The following is a 21,248-nucleotide window of genomic DNA, read 5'->3' on the forward strand; positions in this document are numbered from 1 at the left end:
CACAAATAAGCTCAATCATAATCAACCTGATCATTTGTATAAAAAGTGACTAACTGTCCAATCTTTTTCTCTGACAACAACTTCCAGCATGTATTATGCGCACCAATGAATGGCACGGAGAGCGAAAAGCAGCCCTCCGGCGTGAATCAGCCATATAACCAGCGACCAGCCCTGGCAGACTCAATGAGCATACCTATCGTGAAATCCGGCACCTGAGGAATATCGTTTTTGCGAAACGGATTAAGCAAATGCTTTAGCGGTGGTTCTGGCGGATAGTATGTTGTGATCGAGAAATTCCCTCTATCTACATTAAATGTCGTAAAAAAATCATCCATCAATGCCAGTGCTTCATCATCTTCCAGCCGTAGATCTGAATCCAAATCTGTTGACGGTGTCAGTTCTTTTTTCTTAAAGAGATAAATTCCATCATGGCTTCTTACCAGTTCATAAATCCGCTGTTCAAGAGTATCACTTACCATATTTTATCGCTTCCTCTGGCAATACGGTTGTAATCCCTGACCGTACAATATGCAATCTGCGACACGTCAGAGGCCAGAATAATCCATCCGACAACAGGTATAGCACGACCGGTAAACGCGCTAATTTTCGCAACCATTTTAATTTTTAACGTTGATGGCGGGTATCCACCTATCACAGATGGCAACTGTATTCCCCAAGGAAATTTAGCAGTACCAAATACTTTACGAGAACCACGGGAAGCTAACGAAGTACCCTCAATAGCACCACGCGGTTTTGTCCGCGTAGGCAAAACATTCAATCCAGCCACAATAGACACTATCGCCCCAAAATCCTGAACACCCAACTGATTGGCAGTGTTTTCGCAGAAAATCATAAACAGCAACTGACTAGCAGTCAGATTTGAACGTCCGGCATAAAAATAAGTGTTATTAAGCTCTTCAACTGTATCCATACTCTAATTTCCTGATTAAATTAACTTTATGCATTGGCAATGCAACCATTTTGCAGGATTGTTATAACACCTTTTTTATGCACCGTACATTATGCGCACCAGTAAGCAAGGTAATGAATTGAATTCTGGCGTTCTGTGGCCGTAACATCCTGGCAATATGAAAAACTCTGTGCAGTACATTATTGGTCTGATACAGTCATTTTGCTGTACAGGAAGTAATTGATAGATGATGAAATATATAAAAAGAAGCCTTACGTTAAGTGCTGTAGTGGCAGAGAAAATAAAAAATAACGATCCGGAACGGCTGGAAAAATTAAAGGATCGGCTGGGTGTTCCTGCGGGATGGCATATGATGGGCCTGTCGCTGATTGCCAGTATGATCCTCGCGGTGTTTAGCTTCGCCCTTCCCCAACCCTTTATCTGCTTCGGCGCATCCTGCTACAGATCCAGTTCGACCCACACGGCGGCATGATCCGAGCCAGCATTGACCGGTTTTTTTAGTTCGGCGTAGGTTTCCCATTTCGCCGGACGCACGCCGGGCCACATCCCTTTACGGTACACGCCGCCCTGTTTTACCGTTTCCCATAACGCCGGTGACAACAGAATGTAGTCGATTTTATTATTTTCGGTACAGCTTCCCCAGGTGCCCGGATAACCGCCATTATCAAACTTTGCATGAGTGAAAATATCGCGCAGATCGGTATCTTTTAGCAGTGGTGCAAGTGGCTGGCTGTCTGGTGTGTCGTTGAAATCCCCGACAACAGCAATCAGCGTTTCGCCCTCTTTGATGCGTTGCTGGTAAATCGCTTTCACCCGTTCGGCCTGCTCCCGGCGGCGGGAATCCGAACTGTTTTGCGAGCCATAGCCTTTACTTTTCAGGTGATTCACTAACACATGCAGCGTTCTGCCATCCTTTATCGGGATGGCAAACTCCGGGCAATCGCGGGAGAAAATCAGCGCGCCGTCGGCATCTTTATCATCAACATGGCTACGGATGGTCTCAATCGGGAACGTGCTGGCGGTCATCAAACCAACATCGATACCGCGTTCGTCGTTACCATCAATCACCATCACATGCTCAAACGGCTTGCCATTACGGGCGGGAATAATTTCTCGGTTAAACGCCAGCAAAGCGGGTCGGCTTTCCGCCTCGACAACAGCGAGAACATCGGCCTGCAAATCAATCATCACCTGCGCGGTCAACAACATGGCCGTTTCATCCACCGGCGCGGCGCGTAACTCCAGCGAGCCAACCCAGTCGGCCCGTCCTTCGGCGATAATCCTGATCTCCGAGCCATCGGTGGGCCGCGTCAGCAGTTTGCCACGGTTACGACGCAGGATCACAAACGGGCCAGTATCAGATTTTTTCAGCCCCAACTCGTTAAGCAAAACCACCATTTTTTGTTTCATTTCGGTGGTATAGGTTAATTCGCCGAGTAACGCATTCAAGGCGGCAAACTTTTCCAGAATCGGTTTGCCTTCATCCCAGTCGGCCAGGTTCATGGCCTTCGCGCGGTCGAATAAGTTTTCCACATTGTAAGACGCCAGCCGCATCATATACCCTCCCCTTGAACAGGCAGTTTCCGGTTATAATTGTAGTCGTCGGCTGTGTCTTCAGCATGACAAAAACCGCAAGCCATCGGGAGAACGGAATTCAGTCAGGCCTTAAGGTGCGGCAAACGCTCAGCACAAACTGCCGCAGCCAGCGGTGCGCCGGGTCAACTTCCGAACGCGGATGCCAAAGCTGCGAAACGGTGATGCTGCGGGTTCTGACTGGCAGTTCAAATACGCATAGCCCCTCGTTTGTTGCCTTATTCATCAGGAATGAGGCCGGAACAAGTGCAATCAAATCAGTGGTGCGCGCTACCGCCAGCGCAGCCGAAAAGCCCGGCACCACGGCGGCGATGTTACGACTCAGCCCGGCATCGGCCAGCGCTTCATCCACCGGCCCGCTCAGCAGTCCGCGCCGTGAGGTGACAACGTGCGCAAACGAGACATACTGTTCAGTGCTCACTTCCTGCTGTTGCGCCAGCGGATGGCCGCTTCTGACGACGCCGACGAAACGATCGCGAAACAACGCCTGTACGCGGATTTCCGGCCCCATTTCCCCCGGCACGCCAATCTCCAGATCGACTCGCCCCTCGCGCAGCGGTTTATCGTTCTTCTCTACTTTCGGCGTAAAGCGCAGCGTTACGCCAGGCGCAATGGCAGCGGCTTGTGCAATCAGCACCGGGCCAAAGGCTTCAACAAAACCGTCGTTGGCACGCAGCGTAAACATTTGTCGCAGGCTGGCAATGTCCAGTACCGGCGTTGCCGGGCGCAATACCGCCCGCGCCTCGAAAACGGCGTTCTGTGTGCGTTCGCGAATGGCTTCGGCATAAGGCGTCAGCACCATCGTACGCCCTGCCCGTACCAGCAGCGGATCGCCAGTGGTTTGCCGCAGGCGGCTCAGCGTGCGGCTCATCGCCGATGCACTCAGCCCCAGCCTTCGTGCAGCGGCAGCAACGCTTCTTTCGGCCAGCAGACTATCCAGCGCAAACAACAGATTCAGATCCGGTTCCGTCATAATATATTGATTCCTATAAATATTAATAAGATGTGGCGTTTGCTGCACTATATCATTGCAACTGCTGCGTCTTCCGCCATATATCCCGCGAAAGTAGAGTAAATGCAAGCACAACTTATACTGAGGTAATGATGGAATTGTTTACAGACCGACCGGGTGACGAAGGGTTAGCGGGTAGACAACGCGCGCTGGCGCTGATTGCTCTGATGACCAGCACTACGATGGCCGTTTTTGATGGCGCGATGGTGAATATCGCCCTGCCGCAAATCGCCCGTGTGCTGCATGTCTCCGCCGGGGAGGCTGTCTGGGTGGCGAATGGCTATTTGCTTTCGGCCGCCATGACGCTGGCTATTTTTGCTGCGTTGGCTGCCCGTATGGGGTTTCGCACGTTGTTTGCCAGTGGGTTACTGCTGTTTACGCTGGCATCGCTGGGGTGCGCATTATCCTCATCACTGTCGGCACTGGTGATAATGCGCGTACTGCAAGGGATTGGCGGTGCGGCCACGCTCAGTATTGCACCGGCGATCCTGCGCTCAATTTTTCCCACGCGTCTGCTGGGGCGCATTCTCGGCATCAATGCCTTGCTGATCGCCACCAGCACGGCGATTGCACCGGTCATTGGCGGCGCTCTGCTAAGCGCGCTGGGCTGGCAATGGCTGTTTGCTATCAATATTCCGCTGGGCGCTATCGCACTGGTATTTGCCTTGCGCGTCATTCCGGGAAAAACAGTCAGCGTCAGCGGGCCGTTTGATGTGCAGGGCGCGCTGTTCTCGGCGTTAATGCTGGGAGCAGCAATCATGGCGTCGACTGCTATATCCTACACGAGCACGGCTTGTGCTGTGGTCGCGGTGGCAAGCGGGCTGGCGTTTGTACGGCGTCAACGGCGTGCGCCACAACCGTTGCTGCCGCTGGGGCTCTTCGCGTCGCCCCGCTTCTCCCTTGCGGCTCTCACCTCGCTGGCTTCTTTTATCAGCCAGGGCGTGACCTTTGTCGCACTGCCGTTTCTCTTTCAGAATGTTTATGGCTACAGCGCCTTTACCTCCGCCTTACTTTTTACCGCCTGGCCTGTCGGTATCATTCTGGTGGCGCCACATGCCGGGCGGCTGGCAGATCGCTATGCGCCCGCAAAGATTGCCACTGCCGGGTTACTGCTGTTCGCGATTGGCTTGCTGCTGTTGGCGCTGCTACCGCAAAATGCGGCAGCATGGGATATCAGTCTGCGCGGGCTGATCTGCGGAATGGGCTTCGGCTGTTTTCAAAGCCCGAACAACCGGGAGATGCTCGCCAGCGCCTCACGTGAGCACAGCGGCTATGCTTCCGGCGTGTTAGCCATTGTGCGCACCTTTGGACAGTGCCTTGGCGCGGCATTGGTGGGGGTAATGCTGGCACTCTGCGCACCAACAGGCGCAATTGTGCAGGAAGCGTTGGCAATACGGCTGGGATTATGGCTGGCAATGATAGCGACGTTGCTGGCAATCGCCTTCAGTCTGAGCCGCCTGCGTCAATTGCCGAATCAGGCCGTGCGCTGAGCCAGCCAGCCCGTGTGGCCGGTATTAAGGCTATCTAGTTAGCTATGTTTTGCGCTGCACTGATGTCGAGGTGTGGAAGTAAGATTAATCTGATTTTTGCGTTAAGATGGTTAAGCAGGAGAGGATTGTTTTGGTTGACATTAACACTATTTGCGCAACATTTGGTTAAACGATGCGCAACATTCAATGCGTTATCACAAATTTCATTCGAAAGTCTCGATGAGAAACGATGCTGTCAACCGTAGCGAAAAATCGCTGTTTACCTGAATAATAATTACACTGTTTGTAAGGAAATCCTCGTCATTTCATCCAGTTAAAAACTATGTTATCAGTATCAGCCTGCAAAGCGAAAGACGTGTATTTTCAGGCGCGTCGCCCTATGAGGCTGAAAAATGATGGAACCTGTCGTTTATGTTGTCGATGATGATAATGCCGTCAGAAAAGCACTTGTCCGGCTGTTGGCATCCGAAGGTTACCGCGCTATCGACTTCGCGTCCGCGGAGTCATTTCTCTCACATCCCCTGGTCGGCGTTCCGGCCTGTTTGATCCTTGATTTAAACATGCCAGGGGTGAATGGTTTTGATGTTGCCAGCGCGTTAAAAGATCGCGGACGCGAGTTGCCAATTATCTTTCTGACGGGATTTGGCACTATTCCGCTAACCGTTCAGGCAATGAAAGCCGGCGCCCGTGAGTTTCTCACCAAACCGGTGGAGCCGGAGCAGTTGCTGGCTGCGGTGGCGGATGCCCTGAAAGGCGCCGAGCAGGAGTTTGAACAGCAACAGGCGAACTTTGCCCTCAAACAGCGCCATCTCTCTTTAACGCCACGCGAACAGGAAGTGTTTGAACTGGCGATCAGCGGCTTGCTGAATAAGCAGATAGCCGCAGAGCTGGGCGTCAGTGAAATCACTGTAAAAGTGCATCGTCGGCGGGTAATGGACAAAATGCAGGCCCGCTCGCTGGCGGATCTGGTTCATGCCGCCGGTAGCTTGCAAATCGCCAAATCCCGCAGCCGTTAATCGCAGGCGGGCAAGGTAAAGGAGAACAGACTGCCAAACGGCGTTCCTGGCTGCGCCGTCAGTTTTCCCTGGTGCCTTTCAATAATGGTATGACTGATGGTCAGCCCCATCCCCATTCCCTGCGCTTTGGTGGTGTAGAACGATTCAAACAGCCGTGCTTGTACCTCGGTATCCATTCCGCTGCCAGTATCGGTAATGGCGCACAGCAGTTCACCCGGCTGCGGATTCTGCGTGTTGAGCGTCAGCACCCGCGGGCGCGAATCCACCTCGGCCATCGCTTCGATGGCATTCATTACCAGATTCAGCAACACCTGCTGGATCTGTACGCTGTCGCCGCAAAACAGGCTGTTTGCGGCCTGCAACCGGTAATCGACAGCAATATGTTGCCGCTCAAGTTCGTTGCGTGACAGTGTCACAATATGGTGCAGCAGCGCGTGCAGATCGAGGCGTTCAAACACGGGCGGCTGGCGGCGCGTCAGGGATTGCAAGCTGCGGATCACCTCGCCTGCGCGCTGTCCTTCACGAATAATTTCCTCCAGCCCGCTACGGGCATTTTCAATCGGCAGTGGATCGCGGTTAAGCCAGCGTAGACTGGCACCTGCGTTGGCGACAATCGACATCAGCGGCTGGTTAATCTCATGGGCAATCGACGAGGTCAGTTGTCCGACAGTGGTTGCGCGCGAAACACGCGCCAGTTCGGCCTGAGCCACGCGTACCGCATCTTCATTTTGCCGTTGGGTGGTGATATCTGTGATGGTGCCAAAATATTCATGCACCGTTTCACCGCTGGCTGCTACCGGATCGCCGATACCGAGAATATAACGTACCTCGCCGTCGGTACGGATAATACGGAACTCCGCCTGCATGGTTAACCCCTGCGCGACGCTGCGAGTCACCAGCGCGCTGATATGTGCATGGTCATCAGGATGTACGTACGTGAGAAACTCGGCCATCGATATCAGCTTGCGTTTCTCCGGTAGCCCCAGAATGCGTGCATATTCATCCGACATATGCATCAGATCCTGTTCCAGCTCCCAGCGCCAGGTTCCGGTGTGGCTGATTTGCTCGCCGAGCATCAGCGAGGTCTGGCTGGCGCGCAGCTCTTTTTCCACCCGTCGGCGCTGAATATTCTCCGCCAGCAGTTCAGCGTACAGACGCGCAGTTTCCAGCGAAACCGCTGCATGCGCGCCAAGCAGGTTCACCACGCGGGAGTGCCCGGCGGTAAACACGTCCGGCATCAGGCGATTCTCCAGATAGAGCGCCCCCACCAGTCGCGACTGTTTAAACATCGGCACACACATTACGGCCGCGCCGGAGGTCAACAGATAGGGATCCTGGCTGAACGGGCTGTACTCTTCCGGCCTGCCGGTGCGGATCTCCTGCCCGGTACGGATCACCGCCGCCAGAACCGATAGCGGTAAATCCGTCGCCAGCGGTGTTTCGTTCAGCACCTGTACGCGCACCCCTTCGCTGCTGGTGTGTGCGCTGGCTTCAATCAGCGGGATATTATCATCCAGCATGCGGATTAACAGGCCGCGCTGTGCACTTGCCCGCTCCAACAGCATGGTCATCAGGATCTGAATCAGTCGTTCAAGATTGATCTCTTCAGAGAGTGCGCGTGAGGCTTTGATGATGCTTTGCAGATCACGAATTTCATCATTTTGCGCAAAAGCAATGGTGTCATACGGCGTGTTGGCCGCCTTCGCGACAAGATGCGGGTGTATCTGTTCGAGCTGGCGTACTTTGCCGTGCGCCCCGATGCGACCCCAGGCGGTCATCGCCCCGCGAAACCAGGCATCGGCAATTGTTGGATAACCACAGGTGCGGGCAAATTGCCCGGCCAGTTCGTACGCCAGCGCGTTACTCGGGTTAAAACCCGCTTCGCGCGACAACATAATGGCCTTCTCGTACTGGCCAATGGCGAGACTGTTCATGCCGTCGAGCCGGACGATCTCAGCGTACAGCAGCGCCTCTTTATCGCTGAAGGTCGATGGATTGAGTCTCGCCCAGCGCGCGATCTGGTTGTAGTGCTGATTAAGCCGTTGACGCTGCGCGGCGGAAAAGGTATCCGGCGTCAGTTGCATCGACAGCGACAGTGCGCTGTAGAGATGGTAATCGAGCAGATTGACGTGTCCGGGCGCTGACCATGCGAAGCGTCCAGCTTCCAGCAGGCTGCTTTCCGCCTGCGCATATTCACCGGCAAAGAAGTGCGCCATTCCGCGATAAAGCCAGAACCAGAACAGCATGGTTGGCGGCGGCGTTGCCGGTAGCAGTGATTCCGGCAGCACCGCTTTACCGCTAAACACCTGTTGGGGTGTTCTCAGGTACTCAACAAAGTGACGTTGTAACAGAAGAGTGGTATCCATATCCGAAAAACGCGTCTCGCGCACGAATGCCAACCCGCGTTCAATATAACTCAGTACCACATCAAGCTGATCGCCGCAGGCCAGGCTGTTGGTGACCTCACGGAAGGAGGCGAAACAGGCAATGGTGAGATCGCCATGCGCAACCGCAGCGGTGAAACAGTTTCTGGCGCACTGGACAGTATGCGACAACGGCTGGATCCAGACACTGCTGCGCCCCAGCGCCACCAGTGTTTTGGCAGCGTAATCATGAAAACAGTGGCGCGTGACCAGTTCCTGCGCCAGCGTGCCGTAGCGAAAGCCCTGCTCATACTCGCCATAACGCTCGCCGATCATCACACCAAACCACGCCAGCGCAGTGGTGGATGCGCCCGTCAGTCCCCTCTCCAGCGTCAGTTGCAGTGTCCGGCAGAGCAGCAGGAAATGCAGGCGCGAGCAGTTAAAACTGGCGTACAGACTGGCGCTTCCCAGCAGATTCATCAGCACATCCGTTTCGCGGTGGTTCATGCTCGGCAACGCCATAAACGTGCTGGCGGGCTGCGCACCGATAAGGGATGAAATCTCCTGCCAGGCTTCGTCGCACTCGGCATCGTCCGGCTGGCGACTCACGTGAATACCGAACACGGAGAGCCAGCCCAGCGTGGTGTCAAGCGCCCGTGAATAGCTGGAGCGGCGGATATGCACTTCCGCCAGTACGCTGGCGGCATGGCCTTTTTCCACCAGCCCGCCCGGCGAGGCCAGCAGCGTTTCGCACAACGTGCGCGCGGTATCGAGATGGCCCAGCAGAAGTTCGCACTCTGCCCGCTGTAAATCGAGCGCGAAGAGATCGCCACTGTCAGCGCTGAGCGTGCGCGCGGTCTGTAAATAGCCCAGCGCGGAAGCATAATCTCCGCTGCGTTTGGCCTGCCGGGCGGCAAGGGCGCAAAGTTCGCTGAACCTCTGCCGCTGTGGCGCAGGCTGGATACTGTCGATCGCCGCCGTGACATGGTGAATAGTACGAAACAGGATCTCGTTACCGGTAGTTTGGCGCGCTTCATCGGCCAGCAAGGTGGCGGCCCGCAGATGTAACTGACGGCACACAGACGAAGGTAGCGAGGCGCTTGCCGTCTGCTGAATGCGCTCATGGGTAAAGGCGTATTCGTCGGCGTTGAGGGTAATTAACTGCACGGACACCGCCGGATGCAGGTGCAAGCGTATCTCGCCAGGCTGCATCTCCAGTACGCGGCTTGCCAGCGATATTCTGCCCACGCTGCCGAGGCAGGCCAGATGAGCAAGCAGCGTACGGGTTTCATCCGGCATCTGTTCCAGTTGTCGCAGCACCAGATTAACCACGTTTTCGCTGTAGCAACGAGCGCGAATCGCTGCCAGATCGTAGTGCCAGCGTCCCTGATAGCTGTTATGACTCACCAGCCCGTCTTCAGCAATGCGTTTAAAAAATTCATGGGCAAATAGCGGATTACCGCCGGTTTTTTCATGGATCAGTTTTGCCAGATCAACGGTCGATGTCGGCCGGGTCTGAAAAACGATCGCCAGCCAGCGCGCCACGGCTTTGGTGGAAAGCGGCTGCGGCTCGCAGGTCGTCGTTTGTCTGGCGGCGCTGCGTAGTCGTGCGAGCGCGGCGGTAAACGTCTCATCCCCGAGCGACGGCAGATCGCGGTGCGATACCACCATCAGCAGCGGCAAGGTGTGGCTGTGCTGCAACAGATACTCCAGCAGTTGCAGGCTGGCATCATCGATCCAGTGCAGATTGTCGATCAATACCACTAGCGGGCAGCCGGGCGAGGCAAACACACTTACCAGGCGCAACACCATATGATTAAAGCGGGCGCGGGAGTCCAGCGTGATACTGTCAACGAAAGGCTCAGGTTTACTCTCCAGAAGCAGGCCCAGCTCCGGTGCGAGGCTTACCGCCAACCCTTCATACCCGGCAAGCGCGACGGATAGCCGCGATTTCCAGCGCGCCACCTCGTCGGCGGGCAGCCCCAGCAAATGCAGCGTCAGCGAGCGAAATGCCGCCGACAGTGCGCCAAGCGGCAGCACCGAGCTGTACTGCTCCACTTTGCCGAGCGCGATCAGCGTCGGGCGTTGCAGAAACAGTTTCAGCGCCGAGGCCATCAGTGAAGATTTACCCATCCCGGAAGGGCCGCTGAGGGTGACCAGCATCTGTTTGCCGCTGTGGTTGACCTCTTCCAGCGCAGCAACCAACTCACCCGCCTGCGGATGCGCGCGATACAACGTATTGGCAAAGTGCAGCGACGGGGAACGATCCTGTAAACCGGGCGTAAACACCAGAATGCCCTGCTCCGGCGTCAGCGTGGCCTGACATCGGCGCAGATCGGCGATCAGGCCATCGACGGTCTGGTAACGTTTCTCCGACGATTTGGCCAGCAGCTTCAGCAGGATAGTTGATAACATCGGCGGTAGCCCTTCCCGCAGGCTATGCGGTGCGGCAGGTTCAGAAGCAATATGATGCAGCGTCCACTCTGCCTGTCCGCCTTCGGGCAGATCGAACGGCAGTACGCCGGTCAGTAATTCATACAGAACAATGCCCAGACTGTAGAGATCGCTGCGGCTGTCAATGGCATGATGTGTACGGGTGGTATGTTCCGGCGACATATACGCCAGTGTGCCGCCAGAAAGCGGCAGCCAGCTTTGCGCCCGCGCCTCACTGCTGATGGAGGTAAGGCCAAACCCGCCCAGACGGCAACGCTCTTCGCTAAGAAAAATGTTTCCCGGCTTGATATCGCCGTGAATGAGATTGCGATGATGCATCTGGCGCAGCGGCGTGCAGATACGTAAGGCTAACTCAAGCCAGTCAGCGATGGAGGCCATCGGCTTGGCGGTCATCCGGGTGAGCGGCTCAAAAGCAAATGTCGGATAGACCAGAGCAAAACGGCCATGATATTGCGCGCTGGCGACGGGCGTGACCGCCCAGCTACTTTGCAGTTGTGTGCGTAGCGCCAGCTCATTTTTTAGCAATTGGCTGGCGCGCGGCTCGGCATCGTCGCTGACGGCGGTGGCAAGAATAAAGGCGTCGCTGCCCCACGGGTAATGGGCATTCATCCAGGCAATGCATCCTTCCTGTGCCAGTGGCGTATAGATGGCGTCATCCTGCACAGTAAAAGGCTGTCCAGCGTTGTGTTCCCCGGTTTTCGGCCACAATGGAAGGCGTGAAGCGTCGCTCATGAATTATCCTCGCTATTGGCCAGCACGCGCTGAACATATTCAAGGAGAATATCGATATCGATGGGTTTGCGCAAAAAAGCAACGGCACCGGGTTTGCCCGCATACCGTTGCCAGCTTTCGTCGTCGTGGCCGGAGATAAAAATCACCGGTGGCGGTGCCGGGCTAAGCTGCAATCTCTCAAACATCATTGCACCGCTCATGCCTTTCAGTTTGAGATCCGCAATCACCAGCGCAATCGCGGGCTGCGCCTGGCCGTCGTTGAGAAACGCTTCCGCCGAGGGAAATGCTATCGTGGCGTAGCCCTCCGATTGCAACAAATTACTCAGTCCGCTACGCACGGAAGGTTCATCATCAACAATGGCAATACGCCGCGCTTGCGTCATGCGATTTCCTCTGGCTTCAGGTATCCTGGCGCGGCGGCGAGTCTGGGGGGGCAGGCCGCGGCGCACCGCTAATTTTCGGTACACACTCATGGCGAAACCACGCCATGGTCAGCGGCTGGCGGGCCAGCAGACGGCGGGTTACCGGTACGATTTGCTCCCCCACCAGCATGCCGAAAAGTCCGAGTAGTGCAACGACCGGCGGTGCGGGTGAGTGAACCCCCAGTAAAGCATAAATAACGCCAGCCAGAAGACCGACCAGGAGAGAAACAATCCAGGTTTTCATGGGCTTACCCCGCCGTTGTGTGGGTCAGTAGCGTGGCGATCACACCTTCGCCCACCAGCATGCCGAGCAGACCGACCAGCGCAATCGCTGGCGGCGCAGGAGAACGTACCTTCAGCAGCGCATACATCACGCCAATCAGCACGCCTGCGGCAAAGGAAATCAGTCCGATACTCATGGCAAACTCCTGCCAAAAAAGAAAATGCTGACCAGCGTATACCGGCCAGCTTGCGGCTTAGCGTGCCGGAACCGGCGCCAGAGTACGGTGACCCGCTTTGGCGCGGGACGGTGCTTTATGCACCATGGTGTAGGCGTAATCAACGCCCATGCCGTAGGCACCGGAGTGCTCTTTGACAATCGACATGACCGCATCATAGGTTTCACGGTGCGCCCAGTCGCGCTGCCACTCCAGCATCACCTGCTGCCAGGTCACCGGGATCACGCCTGCCTGGATCATGCGCTGCATTGCGTAGTCATGCGCTTCTTTTGAAGTGCCGCCGGAGGCGTCTGCCACCATATAGATTTCATAATCACCTTCCAGCATCGCGCACAGGGAGAAGGTGTTGTTGCACACTTCTGTCCACAGGCCGGAGACCACCACTTTGCGTTTGCCGTTGGCAGCCAGCGCGTCACGTACTTTCTGATCGTCCCAGGAGTTCATAGAGGTACGTTCCAGAATGTCCTTCTCCGGGAATACATCCAGCAATTCCGGGTAGGTATTACCGGAGAAACTCTCAGTTTCAACGGTGGTGATAATGGTCGGGATGTTGAACACTTTGGCGGCTTTCGCCAGCGCAACAGTGTTGTTTTTCAGAACCTGGCGGTCAATGGACTGTACGCCAAAGGCCATCTGAGGCTGATGATCGATAAAGATTAACTGACAGTTAGCCGGGGTCAGGACTTCAAGCTTTGAGGTTGTCATATTTACACCCATTAGGTTAAAGGAGCTGGAGCTACGTTCAGACAGCAAACGACAGGGCTTCGCTATCGGTGGCTGCATGGTAGGCTGCGCTCTCCCGGCCCGACTATTATCTGATGGTATAACTATCCTTTCGTATACCTATACTTTGGTACAACTGGTCTTTTCTCCGCCGCTTTACATAATTCACTCCAGATGCTTATCGGCTCAACAGGGCCGCCAGACTGGAGGAAGTATGGATTTGCTCGCACATGCAGAACTGATATTGCGCAATGGTCAGTTTCATACCGTTGATCGGGAAAACCCGCTCGCCGATGCGGTCGCCATCCGTGACGGAAAATTCGTTAAAGTGGGAAGTGAAGCCGAGGTGATGGCATACCGCGGCGAACGCACTCAGGTTGTCGATTTACACGGACATACGGCGATCCCGGGATTGAACGACTCGCACCTGCACCTGATCCGTGGCGGGCTTAACTACAACCTCGAACTGCGCTGGGAAGGCGTTCCGTCGCTGGCCGATGCGTTACGCATGCTGAAAGAACAGGTATTACGCACGCCGTCGCCGCAGTGGGTGCGCGTGGTCGGCGGCTGGACGGAGTTCCAGTTTGCGGAGCGCCGTATGCCGACGCTGGATGAAATCAACGATGCCGCGCCCGATACCCCGGTCTTTATTCTGCATCTCTACGATCGCGCCCTGCTCAACCGCGCGGCGCTGAAGGTAGTGGGCTATACCCGCGATACGCCGAACCCGCCGGGCGGCGAGATCCAGCGCGACAGCAACGGCAACCCGACTGGCATGCTGATTGCCCGCCCGAATGCGATGATCCTCTACGCTACGCTGGCCAAAGGGCCAAAGTTGCCTCTGGAGCAGCAAGTCAACTCCACTCGCCAGTTTATGCGCGAGCTGAACCGCCTGGGATTGACCAGCGCCATCGATGCGGGGGGCGGTTTCCAGAACTACCCGGAAGATTACGCGGTGATCGCCGAACTGCATGAGAAGAAGCAGATGACGATCCGCATCGCCTACAATCTGTTTACGCAACGCCCCGGACATGAACTGGAAGATTTTGAAAAATGGATGGACATGCTGACGCCGGGCCAGGGCAGTGATTTCTTCCGCCATAACGGCGCGGGCGAAATGCTGGTCTTCTCGGCGGCGGATTTTGAAGACTTCCTTGAACCGCGTCCGGATCTGGCGCCGGGAATGGAAGAAGAACTTGAGCGTGTGGTGCGCCACCTGGTTGAGCACCGCTGGCCGTTCCGGTTGCACGCCACTTATAACGAATCCATCAGCCGCATGCTTGATGTGTTCGAAAAAGTGAACCGCGAGATCCCGTTCAACGGCCTGCACTGGTTCTTTGATCACGCAGAAACCATTACCGAAGCCAATATCGAACGTGTGAAAGCGCTCGGCGGCGGCATCGCCGTACAGCACCGCATGGCGTTCCAGGGCGAATATTTTGCTGAGCGTTATGGTCAGCAGGCCACCAAACAGACGCCACCTGTGGCGAAAATGCTGGAAAACGGCCTGCCGGTTGGTCTGGGCACCGACGCCACCCGCGTGGCGAGCTACAACCCATGGACGGCGCTCTACTGGCTGGTTTCCGGTCGTACTGTCGGCGGTATGCAGATGTACGATCACAGCGCCCGTCTTGATCGTGATACCGCCCTGCTGTTGTGGACACAGGGCAGCGCCTGGTTCTCCAGCGAACAGGGGAAAAAAGGTCAGATCAAAGCCGGTCAACTGGCGGATCTCGCCATTCTGAGTAAGGACTACTTCCGCGTACCGGAAGAGGAGATCAAAGGAATTGAGTCGATACTGACGGTGGTAGGCGGCGATATCGTCTATGCCGCAGGTCAGTTTGGCCCGCTGGCACCACCAGCTATTCCGGTGGTGCCGGAGTGGTCGCCAGTGGTCAAGGTTGCCGGTCATTATCGTAGCGCACCGCCGCAGGCAGCGCGTGTGGGTCAGGCTGCGGGTGTTCATCACTGTTCCGGCCCGTGCGGCGTTCACGTTCATCAGCACGATATCGCCCGTGGCAACGCCATGCCGGTTTCGGATGAGAACGCGTTCTGGGGCGCGCTCGGCTGTAGCTGCTTTGCGTTCTGACATCATGAAAACGTCAACTGACTTTGCGCCCCGTATTGATGCGGGGTTGTTCTTCCTGCGCCTGATGGGCAGCCTGTTACTGCTGTATGTGCATGGGCTACCGAAGGTGTTCCATTTCAGTGAAGAGCTGACACGTATCGAAGATCCGTTTGGTCTCGGGCCTTATATGAGCCTGCTGCCAGCGATTTTCGCCGAGGTTTGCTGCCCGCTGTTTATTATTGCGGGCGTGGCGACGCGGCTGGCCTGTCTGCCAATCATCGGGGTACTTCTGGTGGCGATGCTGGCGGTGCATGCCGACTGGTCAATTGCCGAAGGGCAATTCGGCTGGCTGCTGCTGATCATCTTTACTACGCTTTTGCTGACCGGCCCCGGAAGCTGGCGAATCCGACGCACGGCGAACGGAGCGACTGCATGACCCGGCAAAACGAACTGAAAGCAGCGGTGACAGTGTCACCTGTTCAACCCTCCGCTTCCGCGTGGCAACCGTTGCATCAGCGCGTTTTCCGCATGCTATGGATGGCGACTGTGGTTTCCAACATCGGCTCATGGATGAGCGATATCGGCGTGAACTGGACGATGCTCTCGCTGAGCGCCGATCCGCTGGCGGTGGCGCTGGTGCAGGCCGCCAGCAGCCTGCCGATGTTCCTGTTTGTCCTGCCCGCAGGCGTGCTGGCCGATATTATCGAGCGACGCAAGATCCTGCTCTTCTCTCAGATGTGGACGTTCTGTGCCGCTGCCGGGCTTACCCTGCTCTCTTTTACCGGCAACGTCACGCCGGAAGTGCTGCTGGCAGCGACTTTTTTACTCAGCACTGGTGCAGCACTCAGCTCGCCCGCTTTTCAGGCGATTGTGCCGGATCTGGTCGAAAAGCAGGAGCTAAGCCCGGCGATAGCCCTCAACTCACTGGGCATCAATATCAGCCGCGCAATCGGCCCGGCGCTCGGTGGGTTGATCCTGTCGTTTGCCGGCCCATGGATGGTGTTCCTGCTTAATGCCCTGTCGGTGGTCGGTGTGGCGGTGGTATTGCTGCGCTGGAAACCGCAGGCCACGGTGCAGCGCCTGCCGCCGGAGCATTTTTTTACGGCCATTCGTGGCGGCCTGCGTTATGTCCATGCCGCACCGGTGCTGCAAAATGTGCTGGCGCGCACCGTAGCGTTCTTTCTGTTTGGCAGCGCTGGTTGGGCGATGCTGCCGCTGGTGGCGCGTCGTGAACTGGGCCTCGGCCCGGGCGGTTACGGCATTATGCTGGCCTGTATTGGCGTCGGGGCGATTTGCGGCGCGGTACTGCTGCCGAAATTGCGCAAACGGCTGGATGCCGATCAGATGATGGTGGCGGCGAGCCTGCTGTTTGCCGTCACTATGCTGGCGCTGGCATTTATCCGCCATGTCTGGCTGCTTAATGCCTTTGAATTTTTCACCGGCTTTTCCTGGATTGCCGTGCTCTCGACGCTGAATGTCGGCGCACAGCGCAGCGCCGCCCGCTGGGTTAAAGCGCGTGCGCTGGCGGTCTACCTGACGGTGTTCTTTGGTTCGATGACTGTTGGCAGCGCGATCTGGGGGAAACTGGCGTCAGAGTTCGGCGTGGCATGGTCACTCTGTGCGGCAACGATCGGCATGGTGCTGGGCGCGACGACCGTCTTACGCTGGCGGCTGGAAAAAGATGCTGCGCTGGATCTCGATATTCTCGATCCCGCAGGCGGCACGGCGAATATCACCATCCCCCACGAGCGTGGGCCGGTGATGGTGAGTTGCGAATACCGCATTGATCCGCAGGACGCCCATGAATTTACCCTTGCCATGCAGGATATGCGCCGCGTCAGACGCCGTACCGGCGCGATGGGCTGGGCGGTGTATGAAGATGCAGTACAGCCAGGTGTGTTTGTCGAAACCTGGGTGATGGGATCGTGGATAGAGCATTTACGTCAGCACGAGCGGCATACGGTGAACGATCAACGCATCCGTGAGCGCGTGCTGGCTTTTCATCAGGGCGATGAACAGCCGGTTGTCCGGCATCTGGTTGCGCCCGCCGGGCGATAAACGATGTTAATCCACTACTTAACAATGAGGTAAGCAGATGAGCACAATCAAAACGCAGGATGGTACTCAGATTTATTACAAAGACTGGGGCGCGGGTAAGCCGGTTCTTTTCAGCCACGGCTGGCCGCTGGATGGAGACATGTGGGATAGCCAGCTTAATTTCCTCGCTGAGCGGGGTTATCGCGTTATCGCCTTTGACCGTCGCGGTTTTGGTCGTTCCGATCAACCGTGGAACGGTTATGACTACGACACCTTTGCCTCCGATATTAACGATCTGATTACCGCACTGGATTTGCAGGGAGTCACGCTGGTGGGCTTTTCAATGGGCGGCGGCGATGTGACGCGTTACATCGGCCGCTACGGTACCTCTCGCGTGGCCGGGCTGGTGCTGCTGGGTGCCGTTACGCCGATTTTCGGTAAAACTGCCGATCATCCGGAAGGCGTCGATAAGAGCGTCTTCGAGGGTATCAAAGATGGCTTGCTCAAAGATCGCGCGCAGTTTATCAGTGATTTTGCTACCCCGTTCTATGGTCTGAATGCCGGACAAAAAGTTTCTGAGGGTGTACTGACGCAAACGCTGAATATCGCCTTGCTGGCGTCGCTGAAAGGTACGCTGGACTGCGTTACTGCCTTCTCCGAAACCGATTTCCGCCCGGATGTGGCGAAAGTGGATGTCCCGACACTGGTGATCCACGGCAGCAACGATCAGATTGTACCGTTCGAAGCCACTGGTAAACTGTCGGCGCAACTGATTAAAGGCGCGGAACTGAAAGTATACGACAACGGCCCGCACGGCTTTGCCGTTACCCATCAGGATCAGCTGAATGAAGATCTGCTGGCGTTCCTGAGCAAACTGTAACGCGTGAAGGAAGGACGAAACCGGGCATCAGCGCCCGGTTTTTTTACGATTTTTTGTGGAACAACTGGCTGGCTGTATCACTCAGCACCTGCACCGTGCCACGATCGCCCTTCACCATCGACGCCATAAAGGCTTTGGCCTGTTTCAGCGTGATATGCGGTGGTAACGGCGCGACTTCCGGGTCGGTTTTCACCTCCAGCAGTACCGGGCAATCTGCCTGTAACGCCTGTTGCCATGCCGTGCTCAGCGCCTCCGGCGTATCGACGAAAATGCCCTGCAAGCCCAGCGAGCGGGCAAACTCCGCGTACCGGACATCGGGCAACTGTTGCGAGGCTTCAAAGCGCGGATTGCCTTCCATCACCCGCTGCTCCCACGTCACGGGGTTTGACGGCCAATCGTGTAAAAAACCACGCTAACGACATAACTTAATGTTTTAAAAAGAAAATAATCAACATCCAAATTGGATTTGTAAGTGGCGATTTATCACCTGATTTCGGGTAAACTTACCTGTGATGTTCTGGTGAATTTTAAGGATAAAAATCCATGAAAGTGAGCGAAGAAACACTGCTGGAGTCCGGCTTCAGTCATTCTGATCTCCAGAAAATTAAAAGCAATGTGGAAAATTTCGGGGGAACTCTTGATGAAGTGATTCAGGATTTAGCAAAACGATTTAATGTAGCTAAGTGGATAACTATTGTTGCTTTCGTCATCCTGATTTTTACATCTGTTTTATCGACAAAAAATAATACACTTTCTCTGGCTTTTTCGTTGATTGTAGGATTACCTTTTATCTGGTATTTGACGCCCGCCAAACTCGCATTTAAAGCCTGGCGGTATAAACAATATGCTTCCAGGATTAAGGGCGGTCAGTAATTGTCATCAGATCAAAAATAACTTTTGCCTTTACGCCATATCCAACTATGCAGCGCCACTATCTGATCAAAGACTTGTCGGCCTGAAACCAGTTAATCGCGTCGCGTCCGGCATCCGCCCCTTATTAATAACTCAACCTTTTTTTGCGGCTCGTCAGCGATGGCGAGATGCGTTGGGGCCAATTGATTGGAGAAACGCCATTGAGTACCGGGCGGGCAAACAGGAATCCCTGGAAACGTTGAACACCCACTGCTTCCAGCCAGCACCACTCTTCGATTTTTTCAACACCTTCAGCCACCACAGTGATTTGCAGTTCAGCACAGCAATCGAGAATGGCTTTCACAATCGCCTGCTTCGGGCCGTGAAGATGAATGTCAGTGACGATGGTGCGGTCGATTTTGAGTTTGTCCGGCTGGAATTTTGCCAGCAGCGACAACCCGGCGAAACCGGAACCAAAGTCATCAATCGCCAGGCCGATTCCGGCAGCGCGAAGCTGGCGAATGGCCCAGGTGAACTCTTCGTAGCCTGAAATTACTTCATCTTCGGTCACTTCAACGATGATTTGCCCAGGGTTAAGATGATTACGGGTTATATGATTGAGCAGAATGTCCACCGCGCCGGGAATTTTCACCAGCGACATCGGTAACAAATTGATGGCCACTTTGTGATTGCCAATTCCCAGGCGGCTGGCCATCGCCAGCGCCCAGCCTTTGGAGGCGAGATCCGCTTCATGCAGCTTGTCGGGCGCAATTGTGGCGAAATACTCCTGCGGGCTGCCGCCGTTCGGTCCGCGGATCAGCGCTTCCAGCGAAGAGATATTGCCGCGCAGCGGTTCAATGATCGGCTGGAAAGCGAACTGGCACGGTTGGCCTTCAGTAACAGGTGCGCTGACATTAACGAACGGTGGGCTTTTAATGGTGAAAGACCACTGCTCCGGCTCTGTGTTGCGTATCCCAGCATTGCTCTTCGGCGAGGCGATGAAATTGCGAATAAATTTGTAAACCCGATCATTGCTCGCCAGATGATACTTCAGCGTGCCAAAACGCAGAATCGTGCGCAGTACGGCGGACGATGTCATCGAGCAGAGATCAAACAGCATCATGCCGCGATCAACAAACCGACGGTGCGGCGCATAATCACGCAATAATTCAACCATATGGCTGTGGCGGGTATCCCGGGTTATGCGCTCATAGACCACATTCACTGCGGTCAGCGGCCCTTCAAGGACCTGTAAGAAATGATCGCCATCAAACAGTAGAATCCCCGTAACCTGCAACTGTGAATTTCGCAGATTTGCTCTCTCGACAAGTGACGTCAGCTGAGAGGGATCTAATGTGCAATTCAGGCGGCTACGGTAAATCAAAGTCGCTAACACAAAAACTACCCTCAGAATGCCAGGAAAAAACCGATTAGATGATGCAATCTCGCGATCCTAGCAATATTGCAAGCATTCAGTTCGTTGATTAAGGGGCATTCTGTTAGCGTTCTCGCTGGCTTAAAACGGCTAGTCGGGCACGATAAACGTTAGAAATGTATTGACAAGTTGCTTCCTGTGTGGCAGGTCGGTCCCAACGCGCCAGCGTATCAACAATCCCCCGATGCCCGTGTTTCGCCTCTTCGGCCCGCTCTTTTCGCTCGCAGGTGATGCTACGCAACAGAGACAAATGGATGAGTAATGTCTATGACGCCTTAGCCATTAAGTGCTGAGTGAATCAATTATTGCCCATTTCCGGCAACGGCCAGGTAATACGCTGGAACAACCGGCTGAATTAAGACAATCCTGAAATGCCTTTTTCCTATTGCACTTTACATAGCAATGATCGAGGATGGTTGTCCGGTATGTTTTTTGTACCGAACTGCAATGATGAGATTGAATTTCGCCCGGCACTGTTACCGGGCTTGTCCTTGAAACATTGAACTGGATTAAGGAGTAAGCATGAAATCGAACCGTCAGGCACGCCACATCATGGGGCTGGATTACAAAGTGTCAAACACGCGTAAAATTGTTACCAAAGACAATCACGAAGAGACGGTGGTCGTTCATCGCTCCGGGCGTCATCGCCGCGCTGGTTAAGTTTTCCCTCCTGAACCACTCCAACCGGGGTAATGCCGATCAGTTAAGGATCAGTTGACCGATCCAGTGGCTGTGTAAGAATCCGGAAACGCTCACTCGTTTCCGGATTTTTTTATGTACAT

At 55.3% G+C, this 21,248-nt stretch carries 19 protein-coding genes and 1 pseudogene; 9 read left to right on the forward strand and 11 right to left on the reverse strand.

Going from position 1 to position 21,248, the window contains the following annotated elements; genetic code table 11:
* Positions 1 to 146: 146 nt before the first annotated feature.
* The gene (locus GA0061070_RS22195) at positions 147 to 479 is read right to left on the reverse strand and encodes a DUF1493 family protein (RefSeq protein ID WP_090138496.1); all 333 of its coding nucleotides are present in this window, start codon (positions 477 to 479) and stop codon (positions 147 to 149) included.
* Complete coding sequence (locus tag GA0061070_RS22200) at positions 473 to 931, reverse strand: STM2901 family protein (protein ID WP_090138499.1); 459 nt, start codon at positions 929 to 931, stop codon at positions 473 to 475. The genes GA0061070_RS22195 and GA0061070_RS22200 overlap by 7 nt, the downstream gene beginning before the upstream one ends.
* A 226-nt stretch (positions 932 to 1,157) precedes the next feature.
* Between GA0061070_RS22200 and GA0061070_RS22205 the strand changes: the two genes are divergently transcribed.
* Positions 1,158 to 1,403, forward strand: a complete 246-nt coding sequence (locus tag GA0061070_RS22205; RefSeq protein WP_244153187.1) for a hypothetical protein — start codon at positions 1,158 to 1,160, stop codon at positions 1,401 to 1,403.
* On the opposite strand, the gene GA0061070_RS22210 is transcribed toward GA0061070_RS22205, so the two are convergent.
* Entirely contained in the window at positions 1,370 to 2,485 is a 1,116-nt protein-coding gene (locus GA0061070_RS22210) for an endonuclease/exonuclease/phosphatase family protein (protein ID WP_090138522.1), read from the reverse strand. The genes GA0061070_RS22205 and GA0061070_RS22210 overlap by 34 nt on opposite strands.
* A gap of 100 nt (positions 2,486 to 2,585) precedes the next feature.
* Complete coding sequence (locus GA0061070_RS22215; RefSeq protein ID WP_090138501.1) at positions 2,586 to 3,497, reverse strand: LysR family transcriptional regulator; 912 nt, start codon at positions 3,495 to 3,497, stop codon at positions 2,586 to 2,588.
* Between the two features lie 131 nt (positions 3,498 to 3,628).
* Here GA0061070_RS22215 and GA0061070_RS22220 point away from each other — a divergent pair, with 131 nt between their 5' ends.
* Complete coding sequence (locus GA0061070_RS22220; protein ID WP_090138503.1) at positions 3,629 to 5,026, forward strand: MFS transporter; 1,398 nt, start codon at positions 3,629 to 3,631, stop codon at positions 5,024 to 5,026.
* Positions 5,027 to 5,421: 395 nt separating this feature from the next.
* On the forward strand, positions 5,422 to 6,042 hold the full coding sequence (locus GA0061070_RS22225; protein WP_090138523.1) for a response regulator transcription factor: 621 nt from the start codon (positions 5,422 to 5,424) through the stop codon (positions 6,040 to 6,042).
* Here the strand turns inward: GA0061070_RS22225 and GA0061070_RS22230 are convergent.
* Genes GA0061070_RS22230 through GA0061070_RS22250 form a run of 5 tightly spaced genes read right to left on the reverse strand, consistent with a single transcriptional unit; the run spans position 6,039 to position 13,176 of the window.
* Positions 6,039 to 11,591: an AAA family ATPase gene (locus tag GA0061070_RS22230; protein WP_090138505.1), complete on the reverse strand. Its 5,553-nt coding sequence runs from the start codon at positions 11,589 to 11,591 to the stop codon at positions 6,039 to 6,041. The two genes, GA0061070_RS22225 and GA0061070_RS22230, sit on opposite strands and share 4 nt — an antisense overlap.
* Complete coding sequence (locus GA0061070_RS22235; protein WP_090138507.1) at positions 11,588 to 11,974, reverse strand: response regulator transcription factor; 387 nt, start codon at positions 11,972 to 11,974, stop codon at positions 11,588 to 11,590. Before GA0061070_RS22235 ends, GA0061070_RS22230 begins: the two co-directional genes overlap by 4 nt.
* Before the next feature lie 16 nt (positions 11,975 to 11,990).
* Complete coding sequence (locus tag GA0061070_RS22240) at positions 11,991 to 12,257, reverse strand: XapX domain-containing protein (RefSeq protein ID WP_090138510.1); 267 nt, start codon at positions 12,255 to 12,257, stop codon at positions 11,991 to 11,993.
* 4 nt (positions 12,258 to 12,261) lie between these two features.
* A complete protein-coding gene (locus tag GA0061070_RS22245) occupies positions 12,262 to 12,432 on the reverse strand; it encodes a DUF1427 family protein (protein WP_090138512.1) in 171 nt (56 codons plus the stop codon).
* Positions 12,433 to 12,489: 57 nt separating this feature from the next.
* The gene (locus GA0061070_RS22250) at positions 12,490 to 13,176 is read right to left on the reverse strand and encodes a hydrolase (RefSeq protein WP_090138514.1); all 687 of its coding nucleotides are present in this window, start codon (positions 13,174 to 13,176) and stop codon (positions 12,490 to 12,492) included.
* A 232-nt stretch (positions 13,177 to 13,408) separates the two neighbouring features.
* On the opposite strand from GA0061070_RS22250, the gene GA0061070_RS22255 reads away from it, so the two are divergent.
* Genes GA0061070_RS22255 through GA0061070_RS22270 form a run of 4 tightly spaced genes read left to right on the forward strand, consistent with a single transcriptional unit; the run spans position 13,409 to position 18,179 of the window.
* Positions 13,409 to 15,283 carry an amidohydrolase gene (locus GA0061070_RS22255; protein ID WP_090138517.1) on the forward strand — a complete coding sequence of 625 codons (1,875 nt, stop codon included), beginning with the start codon at positions 13,409 to 13,411 and terminating at the stop codon, positions 15,281 to 15,283.
* A gap of 4 nt (positions 15,284 to 15,287) precedes the next feature.
* Complete coding sequence (locus GA0061070_RS22260; protein WP_090138524.1) at positions 15,288 to 15,698, forward strand: DoxX family protein; 411 nt, start codon at positions 15,288 to 15,290, stop codon at positions 15,696 to 15,698.
* Positions 15,695 to 17,320, forward strand: coding sequence for an MFS transporter (locus GA0061070_RS22265; protein ID WP_090138518.1), 1,626 nt, complete (start codon positions 15,695 to 15,697; stop codon positions 17,318 to 17,320). Before GA0061070_RS22260 ends, GA0061070_RS22265 begins: the two co-directional genes overlap by 4 nt.
* Positions 17,321 to 17,357: 37 nt before the next feature.
* Positions 17,358 to 18,179, forward strand: coding sequence for an alpha/beta fold hydrolase (locus tag GA0061070_RS22270; RefSeq protein ID WP_090138519.1), 822 nt, complete (start codon positions 17,358 to 17,360; stop codon positions 18,177 to 18,179).
* A 43-nt stretch (positions 18,180 to 18,222) separates the two neighbouring features.
* Here GA0061070_RS22270 and GA0061070_RS22275 read toward each other — a convergent pair.
* Positions 18,223 to 18,564: pseudogene (locus GA0061070_RS22275) on the reverse strand (thiamine pyrophosphate-dependent enzyme); the annotation flags it as partial.
* A gap of 158 nt (positions 18,565 to 18,722) precedes the next feature.
* Between GA0061070_RS22275 and GA0061070_RS22280 the strand changes: the two are divergent.
* Positions 18,723 to 19,052, forward strand: coding sequence for a hypothetical protein (locus GA0061070_RS22280; RefSeq protein ID WP_090138520.1), 330 nt, complete (start codon positions 18,723 to 18,725; stop codon positions 19,050 to 19,052).
* 124 nt (positions 19,053 to 19,176) lie between these two features.
* Here the strand turns inward: GA0061070_RS22280 and GA0061070_RS22285 are convergent, their stop codons facing one another.
* Positions 19,177 to 20,427, reverse strand: coding sequence for a diguanylate phosphodiesterase (locus GA0061070_RS22285; RefSeq protein WP_090138521.1), 1,251 nt, complete (start codon positions 20,425 to 20,427; stop codon positions 19,177 to 19,179).
* Between the two features lie 561 nt (positions 20,428 to 20,988).
* Between GA0061070_RS22285 and sra the strand changes: the two genes are divergently transcribed.
* Positions 20,989 to 21,126 carry a stationary-phase-induced ribosome-associated protein gene (gene sra / locus GA0061070_RS22290; protein ID WP_007375079.1) on the forward strand — a complete coding sequence of 46 codons (138 nt, stop codon included), beginning with the start codon at positions 20,989 to 20,991 and terminating at the stop codon, positions 21,124 to 21,126.
* Positions 21,127 to 21,248: the final 122 nt, after the last annotated feature.

The sequence above is a fragment of the Kosakonia oryziphila genome (assembly GCF_900094795.1).
Taxonomy (GTDB): domain Bacteria; phylum Pseudomonadota; class Gammaproteobacteria; order Enterobacterales; family Enterobacteriaceae; genus Kosakonia; species Kosakonia oryziphila.